14 protein-coding genes and 2 pseudogenes are annotated in these 18,467 nt (G+C 37.6%); 7 read left to right on the plus strand and 9 right to left on the minus strand.

What is annotated here, in order from left to right; all coding sequences use genetic code 11:
* Positions 1-23: 23 nt before the first annotated feature.
* Both murJ and ME5_RS03750 read right to left on the minus strand, forming a co-directional pair.
* A complete protein-coding gene (gene murJ / locus ME5_RS03745) occupies positions 24-1,583 on the minus strand; it encodes a murein biosynthesis integral membrane protein MurJ (protein ID WP_008038553.1) in 1,560 nt (519 codons plus the stop codon).
* Positions 1,580-4,363 (minus strand): [protein-PII] uridylyltransferase, encoded by a 2,784-nt coding sequence (locus tag ME5_RS03750; RefSeq protein ID WP_008038554.1) that lies wholly within the window; start codon positions 4,361-4,363, stop codon positions 1,580-1,582. The genes murJ and ME5_RS03750 overlap by 4 nt, the downstream gene beginning before the upstream one ends.
* Positions 4,364-4,563: 200 nt before the next feature.
* Between ME5_RS03750 and ME5_RS03755 the strand changes: the two genes are divergently transcribed.
* The 3 genes from ME5_RS03755 to ME5_RS03765 all read left to right on the plus strand — a co-directional run bounded on the left by ME5_RS03755 (position 4,564) and on the right by ME5_RS03765 (position 7,507).
* On the plus strand, positions 4,564-5,409 hold the full coding sequence (locus tag ME5_RS03755) for a TIGR01459 family HAD-type hydrolase (protein ID WP_008038556.1): 846 nt from the start codon (positions 4,564-4,566) through the stop codon (positions 5,407-5,409).
* A complete protein-coding gene (locus ME5_RS03760) occupies positions 5,406-6,404 on the plus strand; it encodes a bifunctional riboflavin kinase/FAD synthetase (RefSeq protein WP_008038558.1) in 999 nt (332 codons plus the stop codon). Before ME5_RS03755 ends, ME5_RS03760 begins: the two co-directional genes overlap by 4 nt.
* A 194-nt stretch (positions 6,405-6,598) precedes the next feature.
* Positions 6,599-7,507 carry a MipA/OmpV family protein gene (locus ME5_RS03765; RefSeq protein WP_008038560.1) on the plus strand — a complete coding sequence of 303 codons (909 nt, stop codon included), beginning with the start codon at positions 6,599-6,601 and terminating at the stop codon, positions 7,505-7,507.
* A gap of 147 nt (positions 7,508-7,654) precedes the next feature.
* On the opposite strand, the gene ME5_RS10340 is transcribed toward ME5_RS03765, so the two are convergent.
* On the minus strand, positions 7,655-7,867 hold the full coding sequence (locus tag ME5_RS10340) for a hypothetical protein (protein WP_008038563.1): 213 nt from the start codon (positions 7,865-7,867) through the stop codon (positions 7,655-7,657).
* A 216-nt stretch (positions 7,868-8,083) separates the two neighbouring features.
* On the opposite strand from ME5_RS10340, the gene ME5_RS03770 reads away from it, so the two are divergent.
* The gene (locus ME5_RS03770) at positions 8,084-8,644 is read left to right on the plus strand and encodes an NADPH-dependent FMN reductase (RefSeq protein ID WP_008038564.1); all 561 of its coding nucleotides are present in this window, start codon (positions 8,084-8,086) and stop codon (positions 8,642-8,644) included.
* A gap of 132 nt (positions 8,645-8,776) precedes the next feature.
* Here ME5_RS03770 and ME5_RS03775 read toward each other — a convergent pair whose 3' ends face one another.
* Positions 8,777-9,136, minus strand: a complete 360-nt coding sequence (locus ME5_RS03775) for a protein tyrosine phosphatase family protein (RefSeq protein WP_008038565.1) — start codon at positions 9,134-9,136, stop codon at positions 8,777-8,779.
* A gap of 215 nt (positions 9,137-9,351) precedes the next feature.
* Here ME5_RS03775 and fdhD point away from each other — a divergent pair, with 215 nt between their 5' ends.
* The 3 genes and pseudogenes from fdhD (at position 9,352) to ME5_RS10735 (ending at position 12,684) form a co-directional block, all read left to right on the plus strand.
* On the plus strand, positions 9,352-10,224 hold the full coding sequence (gene fdhD, locus ME5_RS03780) for a formate dehydrogenase accessory sulfurtransferase FdhD (RefSeq protein WP_008038566.1): 873 nt from the start codon (positions 9,352-9,354) through the stop codon (positions 10,222-10,224).
* A gap of 907 nt (positions 10,225-11,131) precedes the next feature.
* Positions 11,132-11,572: a hypothetical protein gene (locus ME5_RS03785; protein ID WP_245256483.1), complete on the plus strand. Its 441-nt coding sequence runs from the start codon at positions 11,132-11,134 to the stop codon at positions 11,570-11,572.
* An 89-nt stretch (positions 11,573-11,661) separates the two neighbouring features.
* Positions 11,662-12,684 (plus strand): annotated as a pseudogene (locus tag ME5_RS10735) (LLM class flavin-dependent oxidoreductase).
* A gap of 119 nt (positions 12,685-12,803) precedes the next feature.
* On the opposite strand, the gene ME5_RS03800 reads toward ME5_RS10735, so the two are convergent.
* The 5 genes and pseudogenes from ME5_RS03800 to mobC form a co-directional block, all read right to left on the minus strand.
* Entirely contained in the window at positions 12,804-13,055 is a 252-nt protein-coding gene (locus ME5_RS03800; protein WP_008038571.1) for a hypothetical protein, read from the minus strand.
* Between the two features lie 455 nt (positions 13,056-13,510).
* Positions 13,511-13,699 (minus strand): annotated as a pseudogene (locus ME5_RS10865) (DMT family transporter); the annotation flags it as partial.
* 28 nt (positions 13,700-13,727) lie between these two features.
* Positions 13,728-13,952, minus strand: a complete 225-nt coding sequence (locus tag ME5_RS10870) for a DMT family transporter (RefSeq protein WP_008038573.1) — start codon at positions 13,950-13,952, stop codon at positions 13,728-13,730.
* Between the two features lie 1,748 nt (positions 13,953-15,700).
* Positions 15,701-17,821, minus strand: a complete 2,121-nt coding sequence (locus ME5_RS03815) for a hypothetical protein (protein WP_008038575.1) — start codon at positions 17,819-17,821, stop codon at positions 15,701-15,703.
* On the minus strand, positions 17,814-18,194 hold the full coding sequence (mobC, locus tag ME5_RS03820) for a plasmid mobilization relaxosome protein MobC (RefSeq protein ID WP_008038578.1): 381 nt from the start codon (positions 18,192-18,194) through the stop codon (positions 17,814-17,816). The genes ME5_RS03815 and mobC overlap by 8 nt, the downstream gene beginning before the upstream one ends.
* Positions 18,195-18,467 lie beyond the last annotated feature (273 nt).

Genomic DNA, 18,467 nt, shown 5'->3' on the forward strand with positions numbered 1-18,467 from the left:
CATCTTTGAATGCAAGTAAAGATCTAAGGTTTTCGTTTCAATCCCCTTTTTATCATTGATATATTGGTGCCACCTAAAACAAAAGCCAAACTGAAATAAACAATCATAGCGACAAAAACAACGCTTAATACCGCTAATATCTGATAAAGAAAAGGGGAAGATGAGGATAAAGGAAGTGCTAAGAATTCGAGGGCGTAATGTATAAATACAGCCATAACTGCGGCAGCAAGAATAAGACGGGGTATGCGTTTTAAAAGTGCATGATCATGATGCCAATGACCGCGTCTTAAAAGAGTTATAAATAATAACAATGCATTCACCCACCCTGCTGTAATTTCAGCAATGACAATGCCAGGTGCTGAAATTATTGGAAAAAGCGTCAGTGCTAAGCTAATATTAACAACAACTGATATACCAGCAAAAACCATGGGTGTTTTTGTGTCTTCACGCGCGAAAAAGCCAGGAATAAATGCTTTGATAAGCACAAAAGCGGGTAATCCCAAACCATATAGGCTTAAAAGTATTGCAACAACTGATGTTGATTGTGCGCTAAATTGTCCGCGTTCAAATAAAAGGCGCACAATAGGTTCTGACATAATAAGGAATGCAGCAGAAGCTGGAAGTGTAAGAAAAAGTGTAAATTCGATAGATCTGTTTTGTAAGTTTGCAGCTTCTTCCATTTTTTTAGACCGAAGAGCTCTTGAAAGTTCTGGCAAAAGCACTGTAGCAACAGCAATGCCGACAACGCCTAAGGGAAGCTGATACAGTCGATCAGCATAAACCAGTGACGAAACAGCCCCCGCTTGTCCTGATGCAATAGCCGTGTTGATCAAAAGATTGATTTGGGTAATTCCCCCTGTGATTGCTGCTGGTAGTGCAAGCCATAAAAGTCTTTTAACATTTTTTGTGAAACGGGGTAAACGAAACCCAATTTTCATTCCAGCATTTTGTGTGGCAAACCAAACAATGGCTAATTGAACAATTCCTGATGCCATAACCCCCCATGATAAACCAAGCCCAATATGCCAAACATCTTGATGGGTGAGCCATGCCCATAAAAGAACAGCAATTAATATGATGTTGAGAAAAACAGGCGCAATTGCTGCGGCAAAATATCGGTGCAAAGAGTTAAGCATGCCAGCCATCATTGCTGCAAGTGACATACATCCCAGATAGGGAAACATAATAATGGCAAAACGTATTGTCGCATTAAATTTTGCTGGGTCATCACTAAATCCCGGTGCAATTATATAACGCACCAATGTTGGCATACTGAATTCTAAAATGAGTGTTAAAATGAACAAAATTGAAAAAAGAACGCCAAAGACTTCTTCTGAAAATCGTTTTGCGCTTTCCCTGTCTTCTTCAATTTGTTTAGCAAATAAAGGCACAAAAGCAGAATTAAAAGCTCCTTCTGCAAACAAACGGCGAAATGTATTTGGAAAGCGAAAGGCTGCATTAAAGGCATCAGCAACAGGTCCGGTTCCAACAGCTGCAGCCATAAGCATTTCCCTGATAAAACCAAAAAGACGGCTCATTAACGTGCCTGATGCGACTGTAGTAAATTTTTTAATAAGGCTCATGATTTTTTGACAATATCTGCTGTTTGAGTTTGGACGATTGAAAGCAACTTATGACATATGCGTGTTTGACGTTGCGGATTGGTTAGTTTATGTCCAATAAGATCACGAACATAAAAACTATCAATAGCTTTTTCTCCAAAAGTTGTAATATGGGCTGAGGCAATATCAAGTGAAAGATCTGATAATGTTTTTGTCAAATCAGATAACAGACCGGGTCTATCCATACTTTTTACTTCAATAACGCTGAATGTTTCAGACAAATCATTGTTTATCTCGACTGTTGGCGTGACATCAAAGATTTTTCTTGTCCGTTTTGGGGGCGCATGTCGTGCAATTTCATCAGGCAAACGAATCGTTCCTTTTAAAGCTTGTTCAATGATTTCTTTGACACGTCGTGCCCTTTTCGTTTCATCTTCATCAAAGTCAAAGGCGCGTTTGATCAGTATAATGTCGAGAGCACGTCCATCAGATGTCGTAAAAATTTGAGCATCAACAATATTGGCGCCAGCGGCAGCGCAAGCCCCTGTTATAATAGATAATAAACGTGGGTGGTCGGGAGCAAGAAGTGTGATCTCGGTCACATCTTCTGATGCACGCGGTGTCATCATAATACTTAAAGAGGTCTTTTCCAAAGCTGTTCTTTTGAAAAAATGTGCGTGACGTATTTGATCTTCAAGTGGGACTGTCAACCAATAATTGTTGTAATGAAGAGCCAGATAGTTTTGATAGTCTTTTTCATCCCATTGTGACAATCTATCTCTTAATTGCTTTTGTGTAAGATGAATGCGATCAAAGCTTGAAATTTGTGAAAATCCACCAGTTAAAACAAGAGCCGTTTCATCATAAAGTGTACGCAGTAATAAACCCTTCCAACCATTCCAAACACCTTTACCAACGCCTTTAATGTCGCATATTGTAAGGATAAATAGTAATTTAAGCTGATCCATTGTTTGAACAATTTTTGCAAAATCTTCAATTGTTTTTCGGTCATTAAGATCTCGCGATTGTGCGATTCTGTTCATGATGAGATGATTTTCAATCAACCATGCTACTGTTTCGGTATCTCGACGCGATAACCCAAAACGTGGACATAATTTACGTGCAATGCGTGCCCCCACTATAGAATGGCTTTCTGGCCGACCCTTTGCAATATCATGAAGAAAAAGTGCACAATAAAGAACTGTTCGTTCTTTTTTAAAAGTAGGAAGAATGGAAGAGGCAATTGGATGGTCATCATAAACCTCGCCACGGTCAATTTCGCTTAAAAATGAAATGCAACGCAAAAGATGTTCATCTACGGTATAATGATGATACATGTTGAATTGCATCATAGCGACAATTTTTCCAAACTCAGGAATGAATTTCCCTAAGACCCCCGATTCATTCATGCGACGTAAGATTAAACTTGGATCACGTGGTGAGGTAAGAATGTCAAGAAACAAACGATTGGCTTTTTTATCTTCGCGTATTGTCGGTGTGATGAGGTTCAGCGCACGAGATGCTTCTTGCACAGCATGGGGGTGGCAATCTAAACCAAGAGTATCGGAAAGATAAAAAAGTCGAATAAGATTGACAGGATCACGTTGATAAACTTCATCATCAAGAATATTAATGCGCTGGTTTTCAATAACAAAATCTGGACTGTCTTCAATATGTTTTTTTTCATGAGAAAATGTTAAAAAAACCTGGTTTAAACCCGGAACGGGTTTTGCATAATCTTCTTCTAGAGCTGCTGAAACAATACGTGTTAAATCCCCCACCTGTTTTGCAACCCAAAAGTAATGTTTCATAAAACGTTCAACATCCTCTAGTCCAGGATGTGCTGTATAACCCAGTCTATGAGCAATATCACGTTGTATATCAAAAGTAAGACGTTCTTGGGCTTTTTTATTGAAAAAATGCATGTGGCAACGCACTGCCCATAAAAAATCATCAGCTTTTTTAAATATCCTTAATTCTGATTTTGATAAAATTCCTCTTGTGACGAGTTTATCGGTTTGGATGACGCGGTAGTGATATTGAATAATCCATAAAAGCGTTTGTAAATCACGTTGTCCGCCTTTTCCCTCTTTAACGTTTGGTTCAACAAGATAGCGTGTTTTATCAGCTTTTTCATGGCGAATATCGCGTTCAAAAAGTTTAGCACGAATAAAGGCAGGGGATGTTCCTTTGACAATGTCATCTTCAAAGCGTTGCATTAATGTTTCAAAATTTTTTTGATTACCACTTAAAAATCGTGCTTCTAAAAGAGCAGTTCGAGCACTTATATCCTTTTGGGCAATGTCAATTTCTTCTGCAATTGTGCGCGCAGCATGACCGACTTTCAATCCAATATCCCAAAAACTATACAAAAAATATTCAATAAATTGATGATCCCATTGTGTTAATTCGTCTTTGAAAAGAAAATGCAGATCAATGTCAGAATAGGGTGCAAGTGTTCCGCGACCATAACCTCCTACCGCGATAAGTGTGATGGAAGGTGAGAAGTTCTTTTCCTTAAGTGGGTAAATATGATGGGCAATGATGCGATAGAGAGATTTAATTACTGCATCAATGCATTGGCTGTAATATTGTGCGCATTGACGCCCTTTTCCATTTTTTTTTAACAGGATTTCTGCATTGCGTCGACCATCAGCAAGTATTTTTTTGAGTGTTGTGACAAGATAAGCGCGTATGTCGTCTTCTGAATAGGTCGGTTGAAGACGGTATATTTTATTTTTTAAAAATTGATAAAGAGCGCTTTCATCTTGTAAGTTGAGCGTCTTTAGTGAAACATCCATATTGGGCTCATCCGTTATCGCGCAAGCTGTAAATGCTCATTTTAATGGAAAATAAATTTTTAAAATATAGCATTTTTATTCTTTTATCCTATTTTTAAATAAGAAGAAATAGATTGGTTATAACCAATTGAATTAAGGGGATGACATCTTTTTCATCTTAAGGTAGGTGTCACTTATGCAACACAAAATTGAGGTGCCAGATGGATAAGGCGATAAATTTAGAAGCTCTGGATAAACCCTATGATGCCATTTTTTGTGATGTCTGGGGGGTTGTTCATAATGGTGTTCAGGCTTTTAAACCAGCTGTTGATGCTCTAAAAAGAGCTAAAAACTCTGGAAAAACTGTTGTGTTATTGACAAATTCACCACGTCCTCATCAAGATGTTGAAGAGCAGCTTTTAAAATTATCGGTTGATGAAAAGGCTTATGATTTTGTTGTGACGTCTGGTGATGCAACAAGAACACTTATTGCAGAGGTACCACGCAAGCTTTTCCATATTGGTCCTGATCGAGATTTAGGGCTTTTTGATGGTCTTAATGTTGACCTTGTAGAAGAATGTGAAGCAGCAGCAATTGTGTGTACGGGATTATTCGATGATGTGAAAGAAACTCCAGATGATTATGTTGAGTTATTGCATCGTTTGAGATCTCGCAATCTGCCTTTTATATGTGCAAATCCTGATATTATCGTTCATCGTGGGCAAACAGAAATATGGTGTGCAGGCGCTCTGGCTCGTGATTACGGCTTATTAGGAGGGCGCACTTTGATTGCTGGAAAGCCCCATCGCCCAATCTATGATCTTGCTTATGAAAAGGTTACTGCTCAAAGAGGAATGATTAACAAGAGTAAAATTTTAGCTATTGGTGATGGTCTGTTGACTGATGTTAAGGGTGGAGAACATTTTGGAATAGACGTTCTTTTCATTTTAGGAGGCATTCATTATCTTGAATATAGTGAAAATGGCCATATTTATGAAGACAAGCTTTTTGCCCTTGTGAACAAATTTTCTTCTCATCCAATAGCCACTATGTGGTCTTTGCAATGACATCCCATTTTTTGCGTTTAAATGATTTGGCTTTATTGCCAAAAGACTATCACTGTGGTGTCATTGCTATTGGTAATTTTGATGGTGTGCATCGCGGTCACCAAGCCGTTTTAAAAAGAGCTGTCAGCTTTGCTCGTGAAAAAAACTGTCCCACTTTGGTTTATACATTTGAGCCTCATCCACGCAGTTTTTTTCAACCACAAAAACCCGTTGATCGTTTGACTAATGCACAAGAAAAGGCTGAAATTTTTAAATTATTGGGTTTTGATGGTGTGGTTGAACAAACTTTTAATGCAGAATTTGCCAATTTAACCGCAGATGATTTTATCAATACCGTCATAAAGAATGGTTTTTCAGCGCAAACAGTTGTAACGGGAAGTGATTTTCATTTTGGGCGGAAGCGAAGTGGTAACCCAGATTATTTAAAAAATTCAGGTCAAGAAAATCATTTTGATGTTATCAGCATCGCGCCTTTTTGTGACGATAATGGTGGTGTGATTTCGTCCAGTCGTATTCGTCATGATTTATCAAGAGGCGCGGTGGATGAAGCCAATTCTCTTTTAGGGTATCGTTATACTGTGACGAGTGAAATTATCCATGGAAGAAAATTAGGACGCAGTTTAGGCTTTCCAACAGCCAATATGGCGCTTCCTCATGAAACAAGTCTCGCCTTTGGTGTTTATGCTGTTCGGTTTCGGCGTTCAGATGGTTCACTTTATAACGGGGTGGCAAGCTTTGGCAAAAGGCCAACAGTTGAAAGTGATGGGCAACCGCTTCTTGAAACTTTCATTTTTGATTTTGATGACACAATATATGGTGAAGTTGCTTCTGTGTCATTCTATGCTTTCTTGCGACAAGAATTAAAGTTTGGTGGTTTAGAACCGTTGCTTAATCAGATGAATAAGGATAAATCAGACGCTAAAAAAATATTGAAAAATGTTCAGCCATTATCAGTTTTGGACAAAAACTTTACTTTTTCAATTTTGAAAAAGTAAAACGCAATCTTTGCTGTTTTTTTTAATTTGATCATTTTTTCCCTTTTATATTGGCTGAGAAGACAAATAATTCTAAGATATTATCTCCATATTATGCGATGAAATGTTAAAATTTTTTTTACCATGTCACCAGACAAATATTGTGTTCACAATTTTTTTATGTGAAAGACAATCGAATGCATCGGGAGTTTTTTGTGTCTAATTGGTTCTCAAAAGTTTTATTTAGCAATGTTTTTGTTCTGGGATTGGCATTAGGTTCTTCCGTTCATGCTCAAAACCTTTATGATTATCAAACAGGCCAAACAGTTCCTACTCATTATGATCAGTCTGGATATGATGATCAAAATTATGCAATTGATAAAACCCAACAAAATCATTTTTATAGTGGTGAGTGGACTTTAACGCTTGGCGCTTCTGTTTATCATTCTCCAAAATATCAGGGTGCAGACCGCTATGATATGAGCATAAGTCCAATTTTTTCGATTGACAAAGCAGGGCCAGGGCCTCGTTTTTCCTCATTAAATGATAATATGTCCTTCGCACTTTTGGAGCGTAATATTTTTCGTATGGGTTTGGTTGGAAAAATATTAGAAAGTCGCGATAGCGGTACTTCTGATGATCTTAAAGGACTGAAAAAAGTCAAATGGGGCGGTGAAATTGGCGGCTTTGCAGAGCTTTATCCTTTAGACTGGTTGCGTTTGCGTGGTGAATTGCGCCAAGGTATTCGCAGTCATAAAGGCGTTACACTTGATTTGTCCGCTGATGCATTTCAAGATTTGACGCCGAAATTGCGTCTTTCTGGCGGACCGAGAGCGTTTTATGCTACAAAAGATTATTTTAAAACATATTATGGTGTGAGTGCTCATGAATCTTTCCGCTCAGGATTGCGCGAATTTCATCCCGATAGTGGTTTTGAATCAATAGGTTTTGGTGGTGCTTTAACATGGCAAACAACATCAAAAATCACGACCAGTGTTTTTGGTGAATATAGCCGCTTAACTGGAGATGCGGGTGATTCTTCACTCGTTCAACAACGTGGTGATAAAAATCAGTTCAGCATTGGGATATCAGCAACATACGATTTTAACTTGTCTTTTAATTGATCTTTGCCTTAGTATTTATCTTTTTTTCTTATAATACACCGATTAGCGCTAAGAAATCTCAAAACAAATTTTTATTAAAATTTTAATTATTTTAAACGGCACTGAATATAGACTTATTTAGAGTGATGGATAGATAAATGGTTCTATTTATGGTGATGACTGATCATAAATTGACAGTGACGATACAGACTCTTCTGTCTGTATAAGATTTTTAAATTGTTCGACTAAGACGAAAGATGTCGCCGTTATAGCAATCAAACAGATGACGATTATGAGGGCATATTCTAACAAACTATTGATAAAGTGGCTCTTTCTCGTATGTGTTGATAATTCCAATGCATCAGAAATTCGTTTGACCATTGTATGATCCTTATCTCATTTACACAAACCAAGGCTTGCTTACTCTCACATGATAGAGATAAGAAATTTCAGAGCGATTAAGGACTATGGTTAAGAATTTTTAAATTATTCATCGTCAACATAACTTAAACAGTTTGTTTGATTATAATTATTTTAAATATAAATCATTTTGTTTTATTATAAGAAAAACTTTGTAAATTTATAGGAAGGTAAAAAATGACAAAGCAATATAAAGTTGCCGTTGTAATCGGCAGTATTCGTAAAGAATCCTATAGTCGTAAATTAGGAAAGGCTTTGATTGGTTTAAAACCTGCTGATTTTACATTGGATTTTGTAGAGATTGATGATCTTCCTCTTTATAATGAGGATTTAGAAACGGCTAATCCTCCAAAAGAATGGACGCGCTTTCGTGATGAAATGAAAACTGTTGATGCCATCATATTCATTACGCCTGAATATAATCGCTCCATTCCCGGTGTTATGAAAAATGCTATTGATGTGGGATCGCGTCCTTATGGACAAGGCATTTGGAATGGCAAGCCAGCAATTATTATTTCGATTTCACAAGGTGCATTGGGTGGCTTTGGAGCCAATCATCAATTGCGTCAAGCTTTGGTGTTTAATGATGTATTAACCATGCAGCAACCCGAAGCCTATATCGGTCATATCCAAAATATCGTAACAGACGATGGACAGGCTGTTAATGACGATTCAAAAACTTTTTTAACGAATATTCTTCAAGCTTTTGATGGATGGGTTCGCCGTCTTGTCAAATAGTATATGGTTTAAAACCTTTATGCTTTAAGGTTGAAGGTAAAATAATTTTAATGTACTAAGCTTACAATGGCTGGAAGAAAATATCTCAGCCGTTTTTAAAGCCTTATACTATTTTACATATATGTTTGATTCTTATGGACAGTGTGGTTTATCAATTGTGGTTTGGTTTTTAATCAATTGATATAATTGTGATGATCGACTACCAGAGCGACAATAAGCAAGGATTGGTTTTTTCGCAGATTGCAAGGTAGTTTGCATATGGTCTATCGTTGCTTGTTCTAATTGTGGTGGTGATACGGGAATATAATATACGTCCATGCCACATTTTTCAGCTTTTTCCTTAATGCGCGCAAAATCTATTTGTGTTGTTTCTTCTTTATCGGGACGATTACAGATTATCGTTTTAAAACCAGCTTGGGCCAATTCGTCAACAAATTCTTCTGTGATCTGACCGCTTACAAAAACGTCTTCATCAATTTCACGTATGGTCATCTTTCCTCCACTTTGAAAAACATTTTCTTTAGTTAAGCACTTTAGTTACCTTTGACAAGGCATCGTAAGCACATCACATAAAGTGTTTTTGTATTTACTTTTTGAGTATTCAGATATTCAGGAAAATAATAACAGTTGAAAAATAATAACAGTTGATATGAGCGTTTTGCACGCATAAATACGAGATTTATGACAAAACAAGAATGGCAATAACTATGATTGATCGAGAAAAAAAAGAGGTTTTTTTTGAGCCTAACACTAAAGTTTCAGATTTAGAAGAAATTCAAGACACATATCAAACTTTTACGACGATCAAGATCAATCGAGTTCATAATGGACAGTTTGAAAAAACAACCAAATATGTCGTTGAAGAAGTTCCTATTGCCTTATCATATCATGGCACGACGCATGCTGTCATGATGGCAACACCTGATGATTTGGTAGATTTTGCTTATGGTTTTTCACTTACAGAAGGAATTGTTGCTCATCCAAGTGAGATCGAATCTATAAAAATTTTGTCTCTTCCTCATGGCATTGACGTGCAAATTTTTTTAAAAATTGCACGTCGCGATGCTTTCCAAACGCGGCGTCGTCATATGGCAGGTCCTGTTGGTTGTGGTTTATGTGGTATAGAGTCCATCGATGCTGCTATGCGTGATGTGCCGTATGTTACATCATCTGTTATATTGAGCCAAAACCATATTTTTAATGCGATTGAAAGATTGTATGATTACCAAACTTTAAATGCACAAACGCGTGCAGCACATGCAGCGGCTTTTTATTCTTTCAGCGATGGTATCATTGCCTTGAAAGAGGATGTTGGGCGGCATAATGCGTTGGATAAATTATGTGGTTTTATAATTCGTCATCAAACACCGCGTGATCAAGGCTTTATTATTGTTACCAGCCGCTTGTCGACAGAAATGGTACAAAAAGCCGCAATGGCAAACGTTGCCAGCATTGTAGCTGTTTCAGCACCAACAGCCGAAGCCATTCGTATCGGTGAACGTGCAGGAATGACATTAATTGGTCGCGCACGAAAAGATGGATTTGAAATTTACGCGGGTTCTCAGAATATAGAAATGTAAACTAAAAATACTACATATATTTGAATTAAACGACTGCTTCTTACCTATTGATGAGAGTGATCAAAAATCCCATTCAACTGTTTATGTCCTATTAAATTTTCACATAATTTTTTAATGCAATTTATTAAACATATACTAATATTACAAATATAATGGAGGCATAATCCTCAATTTTTAAAGTTTATACTGATGAAAATAATAAACCTGAAAAATATTCGGAACATAAATCATTATATTTGAAACGTATTTAGTTTAAGCTCAAAACAGCAAGTGCAATAGCTGCATTTAATCCGATAATCAGCATAGAATAAAATGCAGCGGTTTTCATCATATCAGCCATGGCAACACCTCGTAGAATTGGTCGATCACCTTAAGTTACAACACGTAATATAACACTGTGTTACAATTGCGGCAAGATGGTAAATAAGTTTTTTTGAAATAATAATACTGTGTATGAAATACTGAAACAGATATGAATTTCCAGATTGTTTTCTTTCTTTTTTGCAAAGAAGGTATTTTTTGAATATTTTTCAATTTGGATGATGCCCTCAATGCTTAAGATTACTATAAGTGCATTGGAAGTGTGAAACACATGCCTTCACATAATCGAGAACTCATTTGTTGTAATCATCAAATTTTATTCTCAGTTATTAACAATACCAAGCTTATAAAAAAGTGACAGAGTCCTTTTAGCACGCCATTCACTACACAATGATACTGTCTTGAAATATAGCAAATAGAAAATTTTTTTAATGTTTTATTTTATAGGAATATTCCTATAAATTCATTTGACAGAAGCCATGCATCGGCATCAAATCTTAAAAACCCTACAGATCATTTATGTTTTATTAGGTCATACAATTAAAAATACGGATTGTTAAAAAATATAATGACTCATTGTCTAAAAATGTATTTTTTTCTTTTAAGTTGTTGTTTTATCGTTTCTTTAAATTTGCGTGCTTACGCAGCCGATCATTGTTATTCTATTTCAAATAGTGATCAACGCGCTTATTGTTTGGCGAAGCAAAAACGCGGATCATGTTATTCTATTTCACAATCGGACTTACGAAATCGTTGTTTGGCCGAAACAAAAAAAGGCAGTTGTTACACTATTTCAAATAGTGATGAACGTGCATATTGTTTAGCAAAGCAAAAACGCGGCACATGTTATTCTATTTCACAATCAAATTTGCGCAACCGTTGTTTAGCTGAAACAGGAAAAGGAAGTTGTTATACAATTTCAAATAGTGATGAACGTGCGTTTTGTTTAGCAAAAAAAGGAAAAGGAAGTTGTTATACCATATCAAACTTTGATCTTCGTTATAGCTGTCTTTCAAATACGCGATAAAGGCATATGTTAAAATGCATAAGAAAGAAAAGTTTGATTGGTATTTTTTAACGTATTGAATAATTGTTCAAATTTAGAAACCTAAGACAATGAAAAAGATTGGATTTTTATCATTTGGCCATTGGCGGTCGTCAGTGCATTCAGCCACGTGTTCTGTCTCAGATGTTTTGCTTCAATCCATCGATATAGCAGTAGCGGCTGAAGAAATGGGCGCTGATGGCGCTTATTTTCGGGAACACCATTTTGCGCGCCAGCTTGCCTCCCCCCCTTTCCCTTGCTTGCAGCAATTGGTGCAAAAACAAACGCAATTGAAATTGGCACAGTAGTTATCGATATGCATTATGAAAATCCTTATTATATGGTTGAAGTTGCTGGTGCAGCAGATTTGATTAGTCATGGGCGGTTGCAGCTTGGCATTAGTCGCGGTTCTCCTGAGCAGGCAATCGATGGATGAGCTTATTTCGGATATCGGCTTAAAGAAGGACAAGATTTTGCGGATCTTGGTCGAAACCATGGAGAAGTTTTTACAATCTTTTAAAAGGCAAGGGCTTTACACGTCCTAATCCGCCCCCAATGTTTCCAAATCCTGAAGGCAATTTGCGTTTAGAACCTTATGCATCGGGTTTGCGAAAGCGCATTTGGTGAGGATCAGTGTCTTATGCTACAGCACAGTGGACCGTAAAACTTGGTATCAATCTTCAAAGCTCTGCTTTGAAAGATGATGAAACGGGTGATCCTTTTCATGTAAAACAGGCAGAGCAAATACGCCTAGATCATAAAGCTTGGAAGGAAGCAGGTCATCAACGTTCGCCGCGCGTGCCGGTCAGCCGTAGTATCTTTGCTTTGGTTAATAATCCTGATCGTGCTTTTTGGGACAATCAGGAAAGTAACAGGATCAATTAGGGTTTATTGATGAAAAGACGCGGGCTATTTTTGGTCGCTCTTATGATGCAGAACCTGATATTTTGATTGAGCAATTAGTCAGGGATGAAGCGATAGCGGAGGCCGATACATTTTTACTCACTATTCCCAATCAATTGGGCGTTGATTATAATATTCATGTGATTAAAGCTATTTTATCGCACATCGCCGCTGCATTTAAATGCCGCTAATATTTATCTTTAAAATTAAGCGATTAAATTAAAAAAATCGATGTCTATGCTATTGTATGGATGAAAAATGTGTGTGATCTTCCAATCTACAAACTAAGATAGCCGCCATATTTGAAATGCTATTCTTTTTCATCTCTGGTTGGCTGACTTGCATAAATATTTTCAGCAACAGTGTTTTGATCCTCATTATTCAAAGGATTATCCAGATCCTCTATTTTTATATCTCTTATACGTTCTGCACTATCTGAACCATTCACAATATCATCAAAAACATCAACTGTATCAATAGGGCCAAAAGCTGCGTCATCGGCATCATCAATGGCTTCAACATCAATAACTTTTATATTTTTTTCTTGATTACGATTAGTCATAAAATCATGCCTTTCCATATCTTCATTAAAAATCTGTCATAAGTTAGATGTGTGTAATAAAATGTCAAAAGCAAGTCTTTTTCTTTACTTATTTTTTTGTAAATGATTGCGATTGCACAAGGTATAAAATTACAGCACATACAAACATTCATGCTAGATCATAATGTTTCGCTTATCAATAAAGACCATTAGCAATAAGGTAGAGTAATTTCTGAATGCCTACAATCGCTTCAGTAAAATTTTAAATTTTGCTTTGAGATACAACACCCTATTTAGTATTTAAAATGTTTGTTAAAAGCGCTCTCAACTCTCATTTAAAAATATAATGATACTCATAAGCCTTTGACTATAACTTTGTTAATTATTATTTTTTGATAAAATGATTATGTTTCAATCCTATTCTCATTTGGTTCATCATTTTGTGAAACTGTTTCCAAACTGAGCAATTATCGCACCTAAAACATTACTAAGGCACAAAAAACCCGCCCAATATAAGCTGGACGTATAGGCATTGCCACCAAACCAAAATGATCGATAACAATGGATATGAGAAGCTGACCTGCTATCACAGCCACCATGAAATTGAGAACGCCAATCCGTGGTGCGATAATCAATGCGGCAGAAATGTATATGACACCTGCGACTCCACCGAAGTATGTCTATGCCGATATTTTAAAAATAGTGAAAATGTAAGGCAAAGTAATATGCAAAAACACTCTTAACTATAGCCACTAATATGAAACTTACGATGAATAATGCCGCTGTCGCTAGCATAGCATGTCCGAGATATCTACCAAGTGCTGCATTTCTAGCCGCCTGAAAAGGCACTGAGGCACCCGAAACAAAAGCTATAAATGTAAAAGAAACTAAGAGTAAAGATGCGTTTGAATGGGACATTATTTATTCTTCTGTATATTTTTTGACATTAGCAAATGAACGGTAGGCAGAACAAAAATTGTAAAAATGGTTCTTAAAATTTAAATGATCTGTTGTCGTGTTTGTGGTTTTCCATGAGTGAGTTACTAATAATATGCCTGTCATCAAAGCAATGACAGGCAGGACAGATACAATTGCCATTTCTAAGAAGTCTTCTCATTGTAGTCTCAAAATCAAAGCCCCAAATTTTTCAGGGTGATGTTTGTCATGTTAAAGAACATGCTTTATTCGTAAAATAAATGGAAATTCTAAATATATCTAATTTGGTATTCATAAAATTTTGGTATTTATAAAATGAATAAATTGAAAAAAATTGATAAAAATCTTTTGCTAACGCTACAAGGGTAATTAACGGAAAAAGATGTATCAAGAGCGGCTATGCGTCTTAACTAAAATCAGCGTGCACTAAGCCATGCCCTTTCTAATTTAAGGCAGATACTTAAATAACCACTTCTGATCCGACATTTGGGTAAAATGGAATAATCTGTAAAGGCTCTCAATCTACTCAATCCATTGTCCGCCTTACTCAAGCAACTGGAATGCTTGCTTAATGACTCCGAATTCAATCCCGGTGAAACACGAAGAACGTTTCGGTTGGCTATGTTAGATTATTGCGGATATATATTCTATCAAGATTAATAGAAACCTAGCCCTAAATCGCTCCTAAGATCAATATCATAGTAACGCAAGAAAGCCGAGAAGCTATGCTAGCGGATGTCATTGACGGTGAAATCGATATGGCTTTTGGTATATTTCCTAACTTACCCTAGGAATTATAAAATCTAACTTATTATTCGTTGAAAAATTCTCTTGTTTAACGTCAAGCAATAATATTCTAGCAGACCGCTCTCTATCTTTACATGAATGGCTTAATTACTCATATACTTCTGTAAATATGAGATCTGGTTTGGATAATAGAGTCGATAACGCTCTAAAAAAATTTTACGAAAGGTAAATCGTATTATCATTACCACACTGGCGAATAGCCAATAGATCTATTAAGAATACCGATCTTATACGCACTTTAGCTAAAAGAAGGTTAGAGGATATAGGCTGTCATAACAATTGAAATGTTTTCGATCCCCATTTGAAATCCCAACATTTAAATTTCTTCAAATCTGGCATCATCGAAAAGATGCTGACCTAATCCATGCATGGCTAAGAAATGTAATTTCCAATATAGCACAAAAAAATTGGCTGAGATATGATTTGGTATCCATTCTTCTCTTTTAGAGAAGAATACTATATTTAAAATTATCCAGCATTTCATCGTCTTCGCTTATTTTATCAATCATGTTTCTTATAGAAATTATTTAATTTAACATTATTTCTACATTCAAGTTTTAAAGCATATCGAAGGGAATAATTTACGTTAAACCAAGCATAAATACTTGAAGAAAAAGATGGAACTTCACTTTATTTATTATTTAGAAAAGAATGTTTATAAAGTTTAGATGTAATATGAATAGCTGGTGCCCAGAAGAGGCGTTGAACTTGAAGCCAAGTTACTGATATGTTTAACTATTTAACTTTATTTTTATACTTTTGTACGCAAATAAGGTGCATTATTTGTACGCAAAAACCATAAGCTACCGTTAAGATATCCCGTCCTGTTATTCTAACAGTGTTGGAAGCAGTCTTATCTATTATACTCTTGTATCCTCTTCTTCATCCGTATGCTGATGGTTATGATTTGTGTCCGATAGTGTTTATCTCTTTATGTGCATATCAACTAATCCATTTTTGTGATTGGACCGTTTTTTTTCCGAAGTTTTTTGATATTCAGCACTTATACGGGATATGTCATCAGCACCGACTTTGGTTGATTCCCAAAAATCCGAATAACTGGCTTCTGAAGATATTGCCGAAGATATTTGCCCATAAAGCTTTTTGAATTCATCAATGCTCTTTTGTAGATAAAATGGTTGGTGCGCAGGACCGGTCTTTAAATCATCCTTTATCAGATTTGACCACTGATTTATCGCTTCTATCAAAGGCTCTATCACGCCATATTTTTGATAACAAGCATGAGCGTTCAGTGCGTCATACATTACATTGCTATACGCCTCTTGCGTTTGTTTTTGATTCCGTTCTTGTGGATTTCCACGCTCCGGCCTGCCATGATATTTATCTGGCATTTCGTCCGCATGCTCGAGTTGATCAAGGTTTCCATAGCTGGATATGAAATTGTCAGCAGCATTGCTTAAAGCTTGATCGTTCTCCTTGATTGCCTTTTTCCGGATATCGCTTACTGCCGAAACCGAATCCAATATCGCCTGACTCTGGTTTCGCCTGGTCGGTGCTGTTTTCTTCCTTTGCCGTTTGGCCTCTATCTTCTCCTTTATCCGCTTGCCAGCCTTTCCTTTTTTGGCCAATTCATGTTCATTCTTGCTATAGGGATCCGGTGATAACGTTTCACCGCGCTTCGTTGCCACCATGTCGATGCCGTATTGTCGGGCAAAAAACGCCATGTTCTCACGCCAGCGCTGGAAATCCTCAATATTTGGATTGAGCTTTTGCTCATGGACTGACCGCATCACAATCATGGCATGGATATGGTTATGCGCTGTCGCCTTATGCTCGCCCGTTCTTTTGTCAGTTGCGGTATCATCGGGGCCATGAAGGGCGAAGGCATATTTATGATCACCAAATTCATGAGCTAAAAAGCTGCGAGCTGATTTCAAAATTGCCGATTGGTCAGTTCCGGCGCGTGCGCTGATGATAAGATGCATAATATCGCGATTGCCGCTGGAACGAAGCGAACGCCGCCATGATCGTGCCGTTTTATCGCTGTTCTCAATGGTAACGTTATCATCTTTAGGGCCACTAAGTGTATGTGTCTCCTGTAACGCGGCTTTGAACTGCTGTGTCAATCCGTGAACGCCATGGCCGACATTTCCGTACAATAGATCTATATCCTCTGCACTCAAGTCGTGCTTTTTCAAAAGATTGTCTTTCACCTGCTGCAAGGCATGATCGGTGGTTTTGATACGTCCTTTTTTGGTCGAAGCGATCGTTATCACTGCAATGATTTTATCAGGTTCTGATTCAGACTGAACCACACCGCTGACCAATCTCTGTTCCTTATAGACCGCCTCCAAGGCACGTTGTACCCTGGGGGGATCAATGTCCGGGTTTTTGATGTTGACTGTCAATGTGACAACATCACGGGAGGCTTTGCGCTTATCTAAATAATGTTGCCAGTCCTGCAACATCTCATTTTGTTCGTTAAGTGTCGTAATCTTCTGGCCGTTTTCTCGTTCCAAAGGCATATCTGCATGTCTCGATATATAGCGCATAAGATTGCTCGCTGATTGTAGGCCCCCACCCGTACCTGCCATCTTAACGACAGCCGGCTGAGCACCTTTAAGATAGGCTTTCATTCGACTATGAACTGTGGTTGGTGCGAGATTAATGGCATTGCCATAAACTTTTCGTCTTTTGGGTAGCGCCTTTGGGCCGCGGGAATCGTTTGCTTCTGTCTTTTCTTCCTCGTCAAATGGACTGATAAAACTCGTGACAACAACCGATGTTGTCGAAAGCGGGGGTGATGTATTTTTCATCACGGCTTTCATGGCGTTCTGGCGCGGCTGACTGATCGCTATAGCATGTGCGTTTCTGTTTATAATAGGTGTGCCGGTATCCTCCATGCTGTTCAAGACGCCTGTTGCTTCTTTTCTAGCCGAGCTGTTGATCACCCCTATAGAATGCCTGGATGCTTTGATCATGAATTTTTGCTGTAAACGGCTAAGGGTTGATTGTGTTTCTGGCTCTGCTTTTTCGATATATTCAGGCCTTAAATGAAACGGATTATAGATCTGCTTAGCCATGATCCAATCCTTTTCCGATGCGCTTTTTCGCGGTCAGGATCATTTCGGCATAGATATCGGCCAATGCATTGGTTGTTGTGCATAGATTTTCCAGAACTTCGGAGAGTTCGGAATTTTCTAATCGCGCGCCACTGTTCATGACACGGGCCAATTGATTGAGATTAGTGCCAACGGCGCGCAATTGGAAGCAAAGCGCGTTGATGGATTGAGAGATATGCGGGTCTACCAATGGCCCTTCACCTGCCGCCGTCAAAATCAGACGGCGGATAATGTGGGACAGATCTGCGTTGTGGGACGAGGCAAGTTCTAGAAGTATATCTTTTTCATATTGGGAAAGGCGAATACGGACATTGGCATCTTTTGGTGATGCCATTGTTCTTTCTCCTTTTGAAGGAGAACAATATACCGGCAATTTAGTTGATATCCATCATCACACCTTTTTTCGTGCGATAAAGCAATCTGAATATTGGAAGGTTATAAGCTCTTAAAAAAGCACTCGTGGAATACGACACTATTTTTGGAATGATAGGCTCTATCAGTTGTTGTATATTTAGATGATACACGCATTTCATGCAACCCTAGTTTTGCAGAAAAGGCTTATTGGCGATTTGTGTTAATTGGCTTCACTATGCTGGATGTTTTAGGT

The organism is Bartonella tamiae Th239 (assembly GCF_000278275.1).
Taxonomy (GTDB): domain Bacteria; phylum Pseudomonadota; class Alphaproteobacteria; order Rhizobiales; family Rhizobiaceae; genus Bartonella; species Bartonella tamiae.

Bases quoted from the DNA above. Each gene is read 5' to 3' on its own strand.
- murJ (WP_008038553.1), bottom strand. From the start codon at position 1,583: ATGAGCCTTATTAAAAAATTTACTACAGTCGCATCAGGCACGTTAATG.
- ME5_RS03750 (WP_008038554.1), bottom strand. From the start codon at position 4,363: ATGGATGTTTCACTAAAGACGCTCAACTTACAAGATGAAAGCGCTCTT.
- ME5_RS03755 (WP_008038556.1), top strand. From the start codon at position 4,564: ATGGATAAGGCGATAAATTTAGAAGCTCTGGATAAACCCTATGATGCC.
- ME5_RS03760 (WP_008038558.1), top strand. From the start codon at position 5,406: ATGACATCCCATTTTTTGCGTTTAAATGATTTGGCTTTATTGCCAAAA.
- ME5_RS10340 (WP_008038563.1), bottom strand. From the start codon at position 7,867: ATGGTCAAACGAATTTCTGATGCATTGGAATTATCAACACATACGAGA.
- ME5_RS03770 (WP_008038564.1), top strand. From the start codon at position 8,084: ATGACAAAGCAATATAAAGTTGCCGTTGTAATCGGCAGTATTCGTAAA.
- ME5_RS03775 (WP_008038565.1), bottom strand. From the start codon at position 9,136: ATGACCATACGTGAAATTGATGAAGACGTTTTTGTAAGCGGTCAGATC.
- fdhD (WP_008038566.1), top strand. From the start codon at position 9,352: ATGATTGATCGAGAAAAAAAAGAGGTTTTTTTTGAGCCTAACACTAAA.
- ME5_RS03785 (WP_245256483.1), top strand. From the start codon at position 11,132: ATGTATTTTTTTCTTTTAAGTTGTTGTTTTATCGTTTCTTTAAATTTG.
- ME5_RS03800 (WP_008038571.1), bottom strand. From the start codon at position 13,055: ATGACTAATCGTAATCAAGAAAAAAATATAAAAGTTATTGATGTTGAA.
- ME5_RS10870 (WP_008038573.1), bottom strand. From the start codon at position 13,952: ATGTCCCATTCAAACGCATCTTTACTCTTAGTTTCTTTTACATTTATA.
- ME5_RS03815 (WP_008038575.1), bottom strand. From the start codon at position 17,821: ATGGCTAAGCAGATCTATAATCCGTTTCATTTAAGGCCTGAATATATC.
- mobC (WP_008038578.1), bottom strand. From the start codon at position 18,194: ATGGCATCACCAAAAGATGCCAATGTCCGTATTCGCCTTTCCCAATAT.